Source organism: Flavobacterium hibisci (genome assembly GCF_020026925.1).
GTDB classification, from domain to species: domain Bacteria; phylum Bacteroidota; class Bacteroidia; order Flavobacteriales; family Flavobacteriaceae; genus Flavobacterium; species Flavobacterium hibisci.
In genome coordinates this window covers 12,323-28,442 of record NZ_JAIQDW010000008.1, presented here as the reverse complement: position 1 = coordinate 28,442, position 16,120 = coordinate 12,323, and the positions used below count along the sequence as shown (strand labels likewise).

The following is a 16,120-nucleotide window of genomic DNA, read 5'->3' as shown; positions in this document are numbered from 1 at the left end:
TTAGTCTGTGAATACTTTAAAAACGAAACCCTGAAAGTTAGATCTTCAGGGTTTTTTGTTTGATTCAGAAATGAATTCTGAACTTATAGAATTGGAGGCTTTTTAAATCAAAAAATAGCACCTTTAATCTTTTCCCGTATCGTCTTTTTATAATCTTTAGGATACGTTCTGGTTCCCATAAAAATATCTGTCATCGCATTGGATAAAACAGTACCGTAGTTTTTGGCAACGAAATTGCGCAAGACCCTTTTGCTGTAGAAAATTTTGGCTAATGTGACTCCCGCTTTTACTTCTGGTAAAATGCTGTTTTCTAATTTTTCATGGTACAATTCTGAAGACCTAACAGGGTCAAGTTTCCCTTCTATAATAGATTGTGCTGCTAAAATTCCGCTTAATATGGCGTTTGAAATACCTTCAGCCAAAACAGGGTCTGCAAATCCTGCTGAGTCGCCAATTAAAAAAACATTATTTCGAACGAAAGTATCGGTTCTTGGAGAAACCGGAATGACAAATCCGTGGGCATCCTCTTTTACAATTTTTGTAATTCCCAACGTTTTTAAATAAGCTGCATAATACTTTTTCAGATCAATCTTCCGGTTCGCTTTTGTTAAAATGCAAACCCCTACAGATAAGTGATTTTTTTTAGGAAAACACCAGCCGTACCCAGAAGGGATAGCATCGACATCAAAACGGACGTTTTTTGATAATCTTTCAAAATCAGCCTGAGGAACTTCTATCTCGTATTCTAAAGCCGGGATAAGAGTCCGGGTTTCTTCCCAACCTGCCATTTTAGCTATCGGACTTAAGGCACCATCACCGGCAATAATAAATTTTGCCTGTACATCGCCTTCAGAAGTATGAATCGTTTGAATTTCTCCGAAAGTGATATTCGTAACTTTATGATTTTGTAAAAGAGTAACACCATTTTCTTTTGCCTTTTCTACAATCAGATTATCAAAAGCATCACGCATAATCATACTAATGATAGGCTTGTCTCTTTTTGTCGTGAGTTTGATATTTGTGTTTGAAAAATAAGTATCGACTTCGTAGAATTCCTTTTCAACGACTGATGAAACATCAAAAGGAATATTAATCCTTCCTCTGTGCACCAGACCACCACCACAGGTTTTATATCTTGGCAGCATTTCTTTCTCAATTATGACAGTGGAAATTCCGCTTTTCGATAATTCAAAAGCTGCAGAAGCTCCGGCGGGACCGCTTCCAATGATGGCTACATCAAATACTTTCATTGTTTTTTTTCCAAAACTAAGGGAATAGTAGTAATAAACAAAATTTTGACCCATTGAGTGCAATTATTAAAAACGTCAGTTCGAGTGTTTTTTGTGCAGAGAAACGGAACAAAAAATATATCGAGAACCGTTTTTAATTATAACTTTTCTGTTCTCGATACAATCCCGATGAAAAATCGGGATCACTCGAACTGACGAAAAATTATCATCAAAAACTAATTACACCAAACGGATTTCATCTAAAGTGAATTTCGCATAATCAGCGACGATTTGTTCTCTATCTGTTCATTTTTCCCTTTGAGAACCATATCGGCCAGTATTTTTCCCATGCCTTCAAAGTGGGTCGAAATAGTAGTGATTCCTTGTGCCACAACTTTTTTAAGAGGAGTTTCATTGTACGAAATAATGCCAAAATCGGTTCCTAATTTAAGGTTTTGATTCCGGGCATTTTCGATTACTCCAACCAGATCACGATCGTTTGGAATCACATATAAATCTCCTATTGCGATTTCATGATCGGTGAACTGAGTGATGATTTCGTAGTCAAATTTATATTTTGCACAAAAATTTTCAAATCCCGCTTTCATTCCTAACGGCTCACGGAAACCCGGAAAAATTAAAATCAGCTTTTTGTATTTGTCAAATCTTGACTTTCCTTTTAAAAGACCCTCAAAAATATCTTTTTGGTGATTTTGGTAAATGGCAGGATACATTTTTAAGTCGGCATTGGTCTGGTCCAGGATAATCACTTCGTTTACTGGTAGGGTTTTTATGGTCTCAATTATACCTGTGAGGTTGGTTGGCATGATAATGTATTTGGTATAATTGCCATTGCTGTCATTTATTAGTTTTTTGAAGACCGGCACATTAAAATGATGGAAAAAAATATCAACCTGAACGTTGTTTCCAATATTTTTTAAAAACGAATTATAAATGTCTTCTTTAAAAATATTAAGTTCATCAAAAAGCAAAAAAATCTTCTGTTTGATACTGGTTTCAATACTTTTAACGTAATAACCTTTGCCGGGAATAGCATAAATTATTCCCCTTTTTTTAAGTTCATCGTAGGCTTGGAGAACCGTATCGCGAGATAAAGAAAATGCCAGGCAGACCTTGTTTACAGAAGGAAGCCTGTCCCCTTTTTTTAGCTTTTCTTCATCAATTGCTTTTTCAACTGAAAGAATTATCTGTTTATATTTTGGCAAACCCAGATTATTTTGAATCGAAATGATACTCATACAAAAAGATTTTTTTGGCAATATACAAAAAACTGGTAGGTACTGGTATACAAAAAACGAAAATATATATAATTTTGAATTTTCACTTTTGATAAAAATAACATGAATTTAAAGCATATATCGCATTTACAAGATTACTCTAATTGCAAATTGTTTGGTTTAGCCCCTGATAACGAAGAAATTTATTGCTTTGAACTGACCAATAAAAATGGAATGAGAGTACAGCTTACGAACTATGGTGCGACTCTAACTTCATTAAAAGTTCCGGCTATAGATGGAAAACTGACAGATGTAGTTTTGGGCTTTGACAATCCCGAAGACTATATTGCTTCCTATAGTTTACCTAGCGGACCTTATTTTGGCACAACTGTCGGTCGTTATGCAGGACGTATCAACAAAGGGAATTTTACTTTAAATGATACAACATTTCAACTGGCAGGAAACAATAACGGAAATGCTTTGCACGGAGGAAATACCGGTTTTGGTCAAAAAATATGGGATGTCACTGATTTAACAGACCAGTCGGTAACTTTTCATCTGATCAGTGAAAATTTAGAAGAAAATTATCCAGGTGAATTACAGGTTTTTTTAACCTATACCTTAAGGGAAGAAAACGAATTAAAACTCGAATATAAAGCAACGACTTCAGAAGATACCATTATAAATTTAACCCATCACAGTTATTTCAACCTTAATGGTCATGATTCAGATGTATTGGATCAGGAAATGTTTATTGACGCTGATACCATTCTGGAAACCAATAATGAGAGTATTCCAACCGGAAAATTTACTGCTCTCGACGGTCATAATTTCGATTTCAGGAACAGAAAAAACTGCCCTGCTTCTATTGACAATTCGTTTGTTATCAATTCAAATGCAACAATCGCAGCACAGTTATTCAGTCCGAAAAACAATTTAAAGATGAGCGTTTACACGGATCAGCCAAGCGTTCACATTTATGTAGGCGGAAATTGTTTTGATATTTTGAAAGGAAAAGAAAATGCAAATTATACTCCCGTAAGCGGAATATGTTTTGAAACCCAAAATTTCCCTGATGCTCCAAATCACAGTCATTTTCCTAATGCTGTTTTAAAAAAGGGAGACGAATACCAGCAGACTACTATTTATAGATTTGAAAATATAAATTAAAATTATACTAAACAATTCAGAAAATTAAAAATAATGAACGAGATTTTAATACAGAATACCACTGCTTTTTTTGAGAAATCTTTCGGGACAGCTCCTCAAAAAATCGTACTTTCTCCGGGAAGAATCAATATCATCGGCGAACATGTCGATTACAATGACGGTTATGTTTTACCTGCTGCAATTGATAAGATTATTTGTTTTGCCTTTGAAAAAAGCAATTCGAAAACATCAAAAATTATCGCCATCGATTTAAATGAAGAATTTGAAGTTGACCTGACTCAAAAAATTGAATTAAGCGATGTAGTCTGGACAAATTACATCCTTGGCGTTATCAAACAATTGCAGGACAATGGTTTTTCTTTCGAAGGTTTCAACTGTGTTTTCAGCAGTAATATTCCGGTTGGTTCAGGATTATCATCATCGGCAGCTTTAGAATGCGGAATGATTTTCGGAATCAAAGAATTATTCGGTTTGAAAATTGAAAAAGTTGATGTTGCTCTTATGGGGCAAAAAGCAGAACACTGGGTAGGTATCAATTGTGGTATTATGGACCAGTTTTCAAGCGTTCACGGACTTGAAAACAAAGTAATAAAATTAGACTGTAACACTTTGGAATTTGAATATCACAATGCTGATTTCAAAGATTATTCGCTGGTTTTATTTGATAGTAATGTAAAACACTCCCTTTTTACATCAGAGTACAACAACAGAAGACTAGAATGTGAAGAAGGACTTTCGATCATCAAAAATCATTTTCCGGAAATCAAAACGTTCAGGGACTGTACTGAAGAACAGGTTTTAAGCCTTAAGGATAAAATGTCTGAAGTGGTTTTTAAAAGAGTTCATTTTGTCGTAAAAGAAATTTTGCGTGTTACTCAGGCTTGTGAGGCTTTAGACAATGGAAATATTGAACTTTTAGGCCAATTGCTTTTTGATACCCATGACGGATTATCAAAAGATTATGAAGTGAGTTGTCCTGAATTGGATTTCATTGTTGAACAGGCTAAAAAAGAAGAAAGTGTAATCGGATCCCGATTAATGGGCGGCGGTTTTGGAGGCTGTGCAATTACTTTAATCAAAAAAGGAAACGAAAACAGAGTCAAAGAAGCATTTACCAGCCTTTATTTTGATACATTTGGAATTGATTTAAAAATTTATGATGTGAAAGTCTCAAACGGAACATCACTTTATACAAATTAAGAATGAGAAATTTTGATATTAACGAAGATCCGCACAGACGTTACAATCCATTACTAAATGAATGGGTTTTGGTTTCACCTCATCGTGCAAAAAGACCCTGGCAGGGTCAGAATGAAGCCATTTCAACAGAAAAATTACCTGAGTACGACCCGACTTGTTATTTATGTCCGGGAAATGTTCGTGCTAATGGTGTAAATAACCCGAATTACGAAAGTTCATTTGTTTTTGAAAATGATTTTGCAGCCATGAAGCAGGATGAAATCATGTACGAAGACGACATTAAACAAACTTTTTTTAAGGCCCAGCCGGAAAGAGGGATTTCAAGAGTGGTTTGTTTTTCACCAAGACACGATCTTACTTTACCTGAAATGGAAGTTGAAGGCATTGAAAATATCATTCGTACCTGGCAAAAAGAATATACCGATTTAGGCAATATCGATTATATCAACCACGTTCAGATTTTTGAAAACAAAGGAAGTGTTATGGGCTGCAGCAACCCGCATCCGCACGGTCAAATCTGGGCTCAGTCCTCCTTGCCGACACAGGTTGAAAAAACACAACGAAACCTAAAAGATTATTTTATTAAAAACAACCGCAATCTTTTACAGGACTATCTTAAGGCTGAATTAATTAAAGAAGAACGCATTGTAATCGAAAATGATCATTTTGCAGCATTAGTTCCGTTTTGGGCAATCTGGCCATACGAAACGATGATTATCAGCAAAAGACATATTACCAAAATTACTGATTTTACAGCAGAAGAAGTAACCGCTTACGCCACTATCCTGAAACAGCTGACTACGAAATACGACAATCTTTTCAACACTTCATTCCCATACTCTTCAGGAATTCACCAGGCACCTACAGATGGAGGAGCGCACGAAGAATGGCAATTTCACATGCATTTTTATCCGCCGTTGTTGCGTTCTGCTACCGTAAAAAAATTCATGGTTGGCTATGAAATGTTAGGCGAATCCCAACGTGATATTACACCTGAAAAAAGTGCTGCCGTTTTAAGAGAACTATCCGATATACATTATAAAAATAAATAAAATGAAAATAGTCGTTACAGGTGGTTTGGGTTTTATTGGATCACACACCGTTGTTGAATTACAAAACGAAAATTTCGAAGTAATCGTAATTGATAATCTTTCTAACTCTTCAATTGAAGTTTTAGATGGTATCGAAAAAATTACAGGTAAAAAACCACTTTTTGAACAAATTGATCTACGGGATAAGACTGCTGTTCAGGATTTCTTCAAAAAATATTCTGATGTTTCAGGCGTTATTCATTTTGCCGCTTCAAAAGCTGTTGGAGAAAGTGTTCAGAATCCTTTATTATATTATGAAAACAATATAAACTCGTTGGTTTACATTTTGCAGGAATTAAACAAAAAACCTGAGGCAAACTTTATTTTCAGTTCATCCTGTACGGTTTACGGTCAGGCCGAAAAGATGCCAATTGCAGAATCAACACCTATCCAGCCAGCAATGTCACCTTACGGAAATACCAAACAAATTGGAGAGGAAATTATTACTGATGTGACTAAAGTAAGTAACCTGAATGCTATTTTATTACGCTACTTTAACCCGATTGGCGCACACCCGTCAAACGAAATTGGCGAATTACCGCTTGGGGTTCCGCAAAACTTAGTACCCTTTATCACTCAAACAGGTGTTGGATTACGCAAAGAATTAGCAGTTTATGGAAACGACTACCCTACTCCTGACGGAACCTGTGTTCGTGATTATATTCATGTCGTAGATCTGGCAAAAGCACATGTTATTGCCATGCAAAGACTGGTAAACAAAACCAATACAGAAAAACTGGAGGTTTTCAATTTAGGAACCGGAAAAGGAAGTTCTGTTTTAGAAGTAATTAAGGCATTCGAAAAAGCAAGCGGACAAAAATTACCTTATAAAATTGTAGCCCGAAGAGAAGGTGATGTAACAGAAGCCTATGCGAATACAGACAAAGCTAATAATGTTCTGGGCTGGAAAACGCAATTAGGCCTTGATGAAGCGATTGCAAGTGCCTGGAAATGGGAACAAAAAATCAGAAAACAATAACTCTGAATAAAATATACAAATTGTATCTTTTTGTTACAAATGTAAAAAATACATTTATTTATGTTGTCCGTAACTATTTTTACTTTATTTTTGATTTTCGATTTGCTAAAAAAATGGCAGAATTAAAATACATATCGTATTTTTTTCGAATTAAAAGAATAAATTACTTAGTTTCGCAACCACTATAAACTATTTTTGACATTCATAAAATTTAAAACTTCAAAAATCACTTAATATTAATTTAAAATATTACTAACAAATGAGCCAGAACCTTGCTTTTGCAGATTATGCAGTATTTATTATCTATTTCCTCGTTGTGTCCATTTATGGATACATCATCTATCGCAAGCGCGAAAAAAACGAACACGATGCCAAGGCTTATTTCCTTGCAGAAGGAACCCTTACATGGTGGGCAATTGGAGCTTCATTGATTGCTTCAAACATTTCAGCAGAACAATTTATCGGAATGAGCGGTGAGGGCTTTTTCTTAGGAATTGCAGTTGCTGCTTACGAGTGGATTGCCGCTATTGCTCTTATTATCGTTGCCGTTTGGTTTATCCCGGTATACTTAAAAAATAAGATCTATACGATGCCACAATTCTTAAAAACACGTTACAACGAATCTACGGCCTTAATTATGGCAGTTTTTTGGTTGTTTTTATACGTTTTTGTAAACCTTACTTCTATCTTATATTTAGGAGCGGTTGCCATTAACGGTTTGGCAGGTGGTGAGTATCTGCATGTCATTATGGTTGGTCTGGCTGTTTTTGCATTAATTATCTCTTTAGGAGGTATGAAAGTGGTTGCTTATACAGACGTTATTCAGGTAGCAGTTTTAATCATTGGAGGTTTGGTTACTTCTTACATTGCTTTGACTGTAGTAGCAGACAGTTTTGGTTTCGGAAAAGACGCTCTTGCAGGTTTCAACCTTTTGATGGAAAAAGCTCCGGAGCATTTCAAAATGATCATTCCTGAGCCAACGGCAACTTCTACGCAAAATGAAATTGACAAATACCTTACTTTCCCAGGAATGATGTCTTACCTTGCAGGTATCTGGATTATCAACCTTAACTATTGGGGATGTAACCAGTATATCACGCAAAGAGCTTTGGGTGCTGATTTGCAAACTGCCCGTACAGGTATTTTGTTCGCAGGTTTCTTAAAATTATTAATGCCTGTTATCGTAATGTTGCCTGGTATTGCAGCTTATGTTTTATACCAAAATGGTGATCTGCCACAATTAGTTGGAGGAAAAGACGGAGCGTACTCAGCTATGTTAACTTTCCTTCCTACAGGTCTTAAAGGATTATCTGTTGCAGCCTTAACAGCAGCTATCGTAGCTTCATTAGCGGGTAAAGTAAACAGTATTTCTACTATTTATACCTTAGACGTTCACAAAAAATACATTCAGAAAAACGCCAGCGACAGACATCAGGTAAACATTGGCCGTTATGCTGTTTTCGCAGCGATGCTTTTAGCTGTTTTATTTACATGGAATGATGTTCTAGGAATTGGCGGTGTTGGTGGATTCACATACATCCAAAAATATACAGGATTCATTAGCCCTGGAGTATTTGCTATGTTCGTTTTAGGTATGTTCTGGAAAAGAACTACCGGAGCTGCAGCTATTGTGGGTGTAATTTTAGGATTTGTGTTATCTGTTTTATTTAATGAATATGCTCCTGCCTTGTTCGGAAACGAGACTTTATTATACACAGCTTATAAAAATGCTAAGGGTATCTACGAAATTCCATTCCACATCTGTATGGGATTATCATTCTTCTTTACAACACTTGTAATGGTAGCAATGAGTTTTGCAGGACCAAAAGTGAACCCTAAAGCTTTCGAAACTGAGCCAGGAATGTTCTCTGTAAAACCACAGACAACTGTTTTAATTGTAATCACTTTATTAGTTATTGTAGCGTTATACGTTAAGTTCTGGTAAAAAAAACATATTATGCATAAAATAGAAAGACTGCTTTAAAAGGCAGTCTTTTTTTTACATCATTTTAAAAAATTGAAAGAAAAAACATATATTTGAACACCCCAAATGTCAAACCTATATGTCTTACATTCCAGAGCCTTCTTACACGGATTATTTAACTTATTCGATTAAAAAAGGCGATACACTTACGAGTGTCGCTAAAAATTTAGGCATTGATAGCTATATACTTAGGGCTTATCACAATAAATTTTGTCCTTTACAGGATTTAATTGAAGCTGATTTTCCATCGTGGCTTGAATACCTTATTTTGCCACCTCCCGAAATAGAACTTTCTGATGAGGAAAAAGAAAAAAACCGTAAAAAAATAGTTTTTCATGAAGCTTCTTTCAAAATGTCTTTGAATAATGCAAAAGTCAGCAACTCATATGGCGTACTCTATACCATAGAAAACGGATCGGAAACGCATACCATAAAACAGGAGATGAGTGTTGAATGGAAAGCAAAAAACGAAAACGGTTATTATTTTTTTGAAGTGACCCGTATCGGAAAAGTTTATATTAATGATACCGCCGCCAGCACTATGGCCGAAGAAATTGCCGAAAAAGCTTCTGCTGCCCTATATCCTTTGTTAGTTGTTGTGGACCAAAACGGAAAATGGGTTTACATTAACAACTTTAGCCAGATTGAAGAACGCTGGAACGAAGCCAAAAAGCAAATCCTGAAATATTATAAAGGAGATTATGTCGAAAAATACCTGTCTCTTTACGACAGAAATTTAGAAGATAGTGATTCCTTATATATTTCCCTTTCAAAAGACTGGTTTTTAAATGCCTTTTTTAATGGAATCCATACGCAATATCCTCCTTCATTATCAATTCAGAAAGAAATTGATTTCCCTCTTATTGCCAAAACTGAAAATATAAAATATCTAGTCGATCAAAAAGTAGAGGATCGTCTGGATGTCGATAATTTTTTAGTGATGGACATTAACGGGAAACTCTGTGATGACAGCGCCAAAACCGACTTTGAAAACGAGCTGCAAATACCCGTAAAAGAGTATTCAGAGCAACAAGCTCTTGGCAGCTACAGGGCAAAATATTTTTTAAACCCTGAGGATTATATTCCCGAGAGCATTTTTATATCCTGCAATTTAGAACTCGATGTCCCGCAGAAATACTCGGTTTCCATTTCTAACTTAAACGATCGCAAAGAAATCAGCGCAACGCCGAAACAGGAATTATTTATCGAAGAAACCCAGCCTCAAAAAAAGTGGTGGCAATTTTAAACAACCTAAATTATGAGCGAAAAACATTTTGTAGTCCAGGGGGCTACCTGCAAATGCAAGTTTAGCGAAGACCCATCTAAAACGGATAAAATTAAGGTCAAATCACACAAAAAACATTTTGGAAATGATAAGGAAGAATCAGAAAAACTAATTGCTACTACTAAAGAAATTGGGCAGACTTTAGAAAAAAACACTTTTGGAAAATGCAAAAAACAACCTGCGGGTAATAGCTTTTTGCCTTGTCAGGCACAAATAACAAAATGGAGCGGTTTTTATGAAAAAGTAACCCTTAGCAATCAGGGCAAAATACTTCTCGAAAACAGTAAAGCAACCTGCCCTATGGGTGCTCCGGATTGTATCGAAATTACAGACCACGGACAAACAGCAGAACCTGGCGAACAAAATTTTAAAAACGCAGAGCCTATGGTACATAATCTGGTAAACCCAATGGTAGATGTTAGGGAAATGTACACAAAGGAAGCGAAGCATGAGGGAATAAGCGATGCATAATTGATTAAAAAATATTTTTATAATGGCAAAAGGTGTTAAAAAAATAAAATGGACGGGTGAAGGAAAGGTAAGCAGTAACTTATCTATTCCTAATAAAAAGGCGGCTATTAGTCCAAATGAGTATGTATTTTTTGAAGTAGATCAATGGTACGATGGAACCCCTGAAACAGATAAAAAGAAGAATATAACTTGGATTTTTCAAGACTTTAAGGCTAAAACCATCATTTTGCAAAAGACATTATCTTTCAACAGAGCATACGGTATAAAGCTTCCTAAGAATTTATGTGGACAGTATGAATATTATCTTGAAGCTAGTCTTTCTGGAAAACGCGACTTGATAAACCAGACTGGGTTGAAAATAAGTGGTTATTGCCCGGCAAAAATAGTAAGCAGTAAATGGTGTACAACAAACGACGGAAAAGATGTTAGAAAAAGTCATTTATTTAACTGTGGAGAAACTGTCTATCTAAATTTGGTAACCGAAGGGTTAAATGGGAATTTAAATTTAAGTGTTGATGTTTTTAGAAAGTCAGATGATGGCAAGACTCCTGTATTCAGATATACAAGTGTTGATGTAATTGATGGAGAAATAAATCTTGAAATCAAAAACACCTATTCTTGGTATGCTAAACTGAAAGGTGTAAAAGAAACCGAAGAGTTTTATGTAAAAGTTTTTGATCCGGCTCATAAACTATATATTCTCAATGATAAAAATGAAACGATACATGCCCGCTTCTTAAAAATCAATAAAAAAGTTGTTTCGAAAGAGGTAAAACCTCCAACAAATATGTCTCCACTAAAAACAGGAGAACCGGACAAAAATGCAGCAAGATTTGAGCCTTGCAAATTCGAAACAATTACTATTATTGAAGACAAAAAAGAAGATGGAAAAATATCAAAAATTAAAACCATAATTTTTGACAATGGAAAAAAATTAGCAGATCAGGTTCTTACAAAAGAACCAATAAGAAAGGCAATTCTCTTTGAATTTGACAAGTACGTTATAACACCAGAAGGAAAAACATTACTTAACAATACTTTACAGTTCTTACTGGAACATCAATTTTCAACGGTTAAAATTGACGGTCATGCCTGTGTAATAGGAAAAGAAAATTACAACCAAAAATTATCACAGCAACGAAGTGATGCTGTAAAAAAAGTTTTTGTTGATGGTGGTCTTGATAGCAGGCTAATAACTTCTGTTGGGCATGGAGAAGTAAACCCCACAGATGACAAACAAGCGCGGGACAATCTAAAATACAGAGATGAAAAAGAATATAAACGGAATCGTTGCGTAGATATTTCTTTTAATTATTACGCACATGATGCACAAACAATAGTACACGAAACGATTGCACCAAGCCTTGATAAGAATATTACGATTGACATTACAGAATATCAAAACAAGGCATGTTTTAGGGAAAAAGGAAAACATAAAAAAAACATTAAAATTACTTCGCCAGAATATACAAAATCTATAGATACCGTTACAAATAAGTTAGATTTTCCAATAAAGTCTAACTTAGCATGGTGGAATATTTCTCCCTTAAAATACATCTGGCCAAAAGTTTTTCCAAATAATTATAATATTCACGTGCATTCCTGTCGTTACTTTTCTAATGATGAAAATTCAACTGTTAGTCTAATAGTATACCCTGACATTAAATGGACATTGGAGTTTTCTTTTAACTTCAGTAATTCTGCGGCTTATACCCATGGAAATTTACCAGAGTATAGCCGAAAAATATCTCCTCAAGAATTAAAGTATCAAAAATCATTAAACGAAAAGGAACTAGCCCAAAGGCTAGGAGATTTACAAAGAGTAAAAGAACTTACTCGCAATATGAGAGAGGCACAATCTAAGGCTGTATCTGTTGGTAAAGAAAATGCCAGATTAGAAAAAAACAGCCCTGAAATGCTTTCTAAATTTGAGCTAAAATTAATTGCTGAATGGGACGACAAAAGAGAAAAAAGAGAACTTGGATTTGAGTTTGCAGAAAAGCTGCGAAAAGTTCTTAATATCTTTTTAAAGTATAAAAAAATGGCAGATAAAGTACAAGATACTTTAGGTGGATTCCCTAAAGGAGCTGCTTTATCAAAAACACCTTTCATATTCGAAATACAATCTCCCTCCTTAAATGCAAGTATAAGCTGGTATCTTGAAAAAGGCCAAGATAATCTTGCTTCTCAAATTGCCACAGTGGGCACCTTAAATTTTAAGGCTGATCCTTTAATGGGAGCTAATTTTATTATAGACTTATTAGCTTTAGGAAGCCGCATGCATCCAGCTGTAGCTGCTATGGTTACAGGAGCACAGGTTGCATTAAGTGCTTTACACGGAGGAATAACTTTTGAAGCTAAATTTTATGGCTCAATTAGCTTTGACTTCAAAGCTGTAGAAATTAATAGTCTTACCGGTATAAAAGGAGGAAATCTTGATTTAGGTGCCAAAGTAGGAATACAAGTTACATTAGACATCCAATTTGAAGTTAAATCTAAAGTATGGAGCGCAGACGTTATAGTTAAATTAAGAGCTAATGTTAAAGCTGACGCTCATTTTGCAGCAAAAATACTATTTGACTCAGATAAAAAAGGTATATATGCAAAACCTGAAATTGGCTTTTCGGGATTAATAATTACACTAAAAGCAGAATTAGTCATAAACGGCTTTAAAAAAACACTGCAGATAAGTAATGAAGGCGAACCTTTTTTAAAATCCGATATTGCAAAATTTGATCCTATATATATATTCTAATTATTAAAAAATGAAGCTATCAATAATGACATTTTTTTTGTGTATTCTATTCTCTTGTCAATCAAACTTATCACAAGAAATAAAAGAAAAAATAAATAAAAAAGAACCTTTTTGGAAAGTAAGAAATCAAACAATCAATAAGAACAAAAACACAATGGAATATCCCCTAAAAAAAGACACAACAATTACAGAACAAAGAACAAACAGAATTTATTTAAGAAGCAATAACTGCCAGTTTGAAGCTTTTATAGATGATGTCTTATTTTATAAAGAAATGGGAGAATCTACAAAAAACGGCGCAGGAGTTAGCACTAACTTCGATATTAATCAATTGCTACTTGCGAGTGGTACTCATGAAATAAAAATTCGCATGTATCCTAAATATAATGAGCCTGTTTTTGATGAAGGAGGTTATGTAGGATTAACTTTCTCTTACTTTAAAAATAGAGATTTAAGGACCAAAGAATATAATTTAAATATGAATGGAGAACATGGAATAGATCTAGATCAAACTACCGAACAATGGGTTGATAATAAAGGAGAATTAGGTAATCCAGATTATGTTGAAGCTCATTATGAACAAAAGAAACCTCTTCCGCTAAAAGGTTTACCAATATATGAATGGCGAAGTACTTTTGATGCTCAGGTAGATTTTGATAAAATTGGATGGAGAAACTCTATTAATTTAAAAAAAGAACAAGATGATGAAAAAAAAGACATTAGGACTGAACTGCTAAAAGAATATCAAAAAATTCATGATATAATAGCAAAAAAAGATGTTGCAGCATATCTATCTTTAGTAAAAGAGAGAGAAGAACTTGTTACGGCAACACTCCACTATAGAGAAAACGAAAAAGAGTTAAGAAGTAACGAATTTGTAAAAATAATAAAGGATAATGATTATGAATTAGAACCTTTGTTTGAAGAAACATTTCAATTAGAATATCAAGCATATGGCAAACTGGTTATGTTTTTGCATAAAGCAGACGGAGAAGGAATTATAAAATTGAAAAACAAAAAGAATCCTGCCGAGGTTATACATTTAGATTTTAGATTTCAACGAAAAGAAAAAGGAGGAAAATTAACTGTAATATAATTATACGTTTGGTTTGTCCTTATTTTTTATAAAAAATGAATTTATCAAATGTTAAAAAGTAGATATCTTTCCAAAATAGCTCCATGAATAAATTACTAAACCCCTTGTACACAATAGACCCACATATCTATTGTTCTGGAACAATATTGGTAAATGATGTTCCAGTTGTTGAATGGTATGGAGAAGAAACCAAAAGTGGTGGATATGCAGGAGGAACTGACATAAACAATGTTTTGTTACAAAGTGGAAAACATAAGATTGTGGGGAAAATGTTTCCTAGAAAAGGACAAAAAACTTTGACAGAAGAAGAAGTACTATTTATAGATTTTTATTGCGCAGAAGCAGATCCAGATAAATGGAAAGCCTCAATGTATAAATTTCATCCTAAAATTGAATCTCCATGGGGTGGATTAAGTGAAAATATCAATTATCCATATTTTGAAATTTCTACCGAAATTGAAGTCGAATTACCTTTCGTTTTAGATGGCTGGCAAAACTCTGTCGATTTATCTAAATTAGACAAAAATGTTTTAAAAGAAAAAGTTCTGGAATACTACAGACAAATTCATGCTATACTAAAAGAACATAATGCAGGTAGATTTTTAGAGCTTTCAAAAGAAAAGCAAATATTACAAGAGCAGGCATTTTATTTTACAGCAGAAAGAAAACAAAGTTTTCAGAAAAGTCTAATTGCGTTATTTAATCAAAATCTTGATTTAGAACCCTTGAATGAAAACGAATTAAAATTAGAGTTTTTAGGATATGGAAAATTGGTGCGATTAATGAAAATAGATGGTTCACAACCATTACAGTTTAAAAGTCCAAATCCAAAAGAACAAAGTAATATCGAGTTAGAAATTAAACTTCACGTTCGTACACCAGAAAAAGGATTTAGTATTATTTAAAAAAAACATTATGAGAAAAATAATTGTCTTTCTTTCCCTTGTTTTATTATGTAGTTGTAGCAAACCTTTAGATTTAGCAACATTAGAATCAGGGAGTGATGCAAAACAATATAATTTAGAAAACAATCAATACTTAGAGACAAATTCACTAAAAGGTCATTATGAATGGAAAGATATTCATGGCAAAAAAACCCTTATAACAGTGAACAATGGAGAAATAGTGACCAACTATCACGAAATTAATAAAATAAAAAATCAATTTCATTATCGGGGAGTGCCAACAGATTCAACCTGGGATGTAAAAATCGTAATTTATAAAAATAAAATTGCCGAAGTGAACGCTACATTTTCAAATGAGAATAGCTTTAAATTAATCGAAAATTTATTAAAAACCTTAGGAGAACCTACAAAGATTAACAATGACAAGACAGATTTTGGGAATCATAGAAATAAAAATATTTACTCCAATTTTAAAAAATATTTTCCAAAAAACACAAATTTAGAAAAAGATTCTATCAATGTTGATAAGCAGTTAACACACCCGAGAGAAGTCTTGTGGGATAAAAAAAACAGCATAACTACTATAGGGATTTATCTAGGTAATGATGATAAAATAAGACTTGTTTTCGCAAATATGTCAAAAAAAGCATATTTTGATAGAGTTCTTTATCCTGCACCTACAGAAAACAGTCCATTTTATGACTATTTAAAATAATG

The 16,120-nt window shown here is 34.0% G+C and carries 13 protein-coding genes; 11 read left to right on the top strand and 2 right to left on the bottom strand.

What is annotated here, in order from left to right:
- Nucleotides 1-107: 107 nt before the first annotated feature.
- Together K8B81_RS09805 and K8B81_RS09800 are read right to left on the bottom strand one after the other, a co-directional pair.
- Nucleotides 108-1,250: a geranylgeranyl reductase family protein gene (locus K8B81_RS09805; protein ID WP_223681258.1), complete on the bottom strand. Its 1,143-nt coding sequence runs from the start codon at nt 1,248-1,250 to the stop codon at nt 108-110.
- 239 nt (nt 1,251-1,489) lie between these two features.
- Nucleotides 1,490-2,488: a GntR family transcriptional regulator gene (locus tag K8B81_RS09800; protein ID WP_223681257.1), complete on the bottom strand. Its 999-nt coding sequence runs from the start codon at nt 2,486-2,488 to the stop codon at nt 1,490-1,492.
- 102 nt (nt 2,489-2,590) lie between these two features.
- Between K8B81_RS09800 and K8B81_RS09795 the strand changes: the two genes are divergently transcribed.
- The 11 genes from K8B81_RS09795 (at nt 2,591) to K8B81_RS09745 (ending at nt 16,118) form a co-directional block, all read left to right on the top strand.
- Nucleotides 2,591-3,637: an aldose epimerase family protein gene (locus K8B81_RS09795; protein WP_223681256.1), complete on the top strand. Its 1,047-nt coding sequence runs from the start codon at nt 2,591-2,593 to the stop codon at nt 3,635-3,637.
- A 33-nt stretch (nt 3,638-3,670) separates the two neighbouring features.
- On the top strand, nt 3,671-4,837 hold the full coding sequence (gene galK / locus K8B81_RS09790; RefSeq protein WP_223681255.1) for a galactokinase: 1,167 nt from the start codon (nt 3,671-3,673) through the stop codon (nt 4,835-4,837).
- A gap of 2 nt (nt 4,838-4,839) precedes the next feature.
- On the top strand, nt 4,840-5,889 hold the full coding sequence (locus K8B81_RS09785; protein ID WP_025571983.1) for a UDP-glucose--hexose-1-phosphate uridylyltransferase: 1,050 nt from the start codon (nt 4,840-4,842) through the stop codon (nt 5,887-5,889).
- Nucleotide 5,890: 1 nt separating this feature from the next.
- Nucleotides 5,891-6,907 carry a UDP-glucose 4-epimerase GalE gene (gene galE / locus K8B81_RS09780; protein ID WP_025571982.1) on the top strand — a complete coding sequence of 339 codons (1,017 nt, stop codon included), beginning with the start codon at nt 5,891-5,893 and terminating at the stop codon, nt 6,905-6,907.
- A 259-nt stretch (nt 6,908-7,166) separates the two neighbouring features.
- Nucleotides 7,167-8,852, top strand: a complete 1,686-nt coding sequence (locus K8B81_RS09775) for a sodium/sugar symporter (RefSeq protein ID WP_223681254.1) — start codon at nt 7,167-7,169, stop codon at nt 8,850-8,852.
- 118 nt (nt 8,853-8,970) lie between these two features.
- Complete coding sequence (locus K8B81_RS09770; RefSeq protein ID WP_223681253.1) at nt 8,971-10,137, top strand: peptidoglycan-binding protein LysM; 1,167 nt, start codon at nt 8,971-8,973, stop codon at nt 10,135-10,137.
- Nucleotides 10,138-10,149: 12 nt separating this feature from the next.
- Nucleotides 10,150-10,647: a DUF4280 domain-containing protein gene (locus tag K8B81_RS09765; RefSeq protein ID WP_223681252.1), complete on the top strand. Its 498-nt coding sequence runs from the start codon at nt 10,150-10,152 to the stop codon at nt 10,645-10,647.
- Between the two features lie 22 nt (nt 10,648-10,669).
- Entirely contained in the window at nt 10,670-13,402 is a 2,733-nt protein-coding gene (locus tag K8B81_RS09760) for an OmpA family protein (protein WP_223681251.1), read from the top strand.
- Nucleotides 13,403-13,412: 10 nt separating this feature from the next.
- A complete protein-coding gene (locus tag K8B81_RS09755; protein ID WP_223681250.1) occupies nt 13,413-14,498 on the top strand; it encodes a hypothetical protein in 1,086 nt (361 codons plus the stop codon).
- A gap of 83 nt (nt 14,499-14,581) precedes the next feature.
- Nucleotides 14,582-15,403, top strand: coding sequence for a hypothetical protein (locus tag K8B81_RS09750; RefSeq protein ID WP_223681249.1), 822 nt, complete (start codon nt 14,582-14,584; stop codon nt 15,401-15,403).
- Nucleotides 15,404-15,413: 10 nt separating this feature from the next.
- On the top strand, nt 15,414-16,118 hold the full coding sequence (locus K8B81_RS09745; RefSeq protein ID WP_223681248.1) for a hypothetical protein: 705 nt from the start codon (nt 15,414-15,416) through the stop codon (nt 16,116-16,118).
- Nucleotides 16,119-16,120 lie beyond the last annotated feature (2 nt).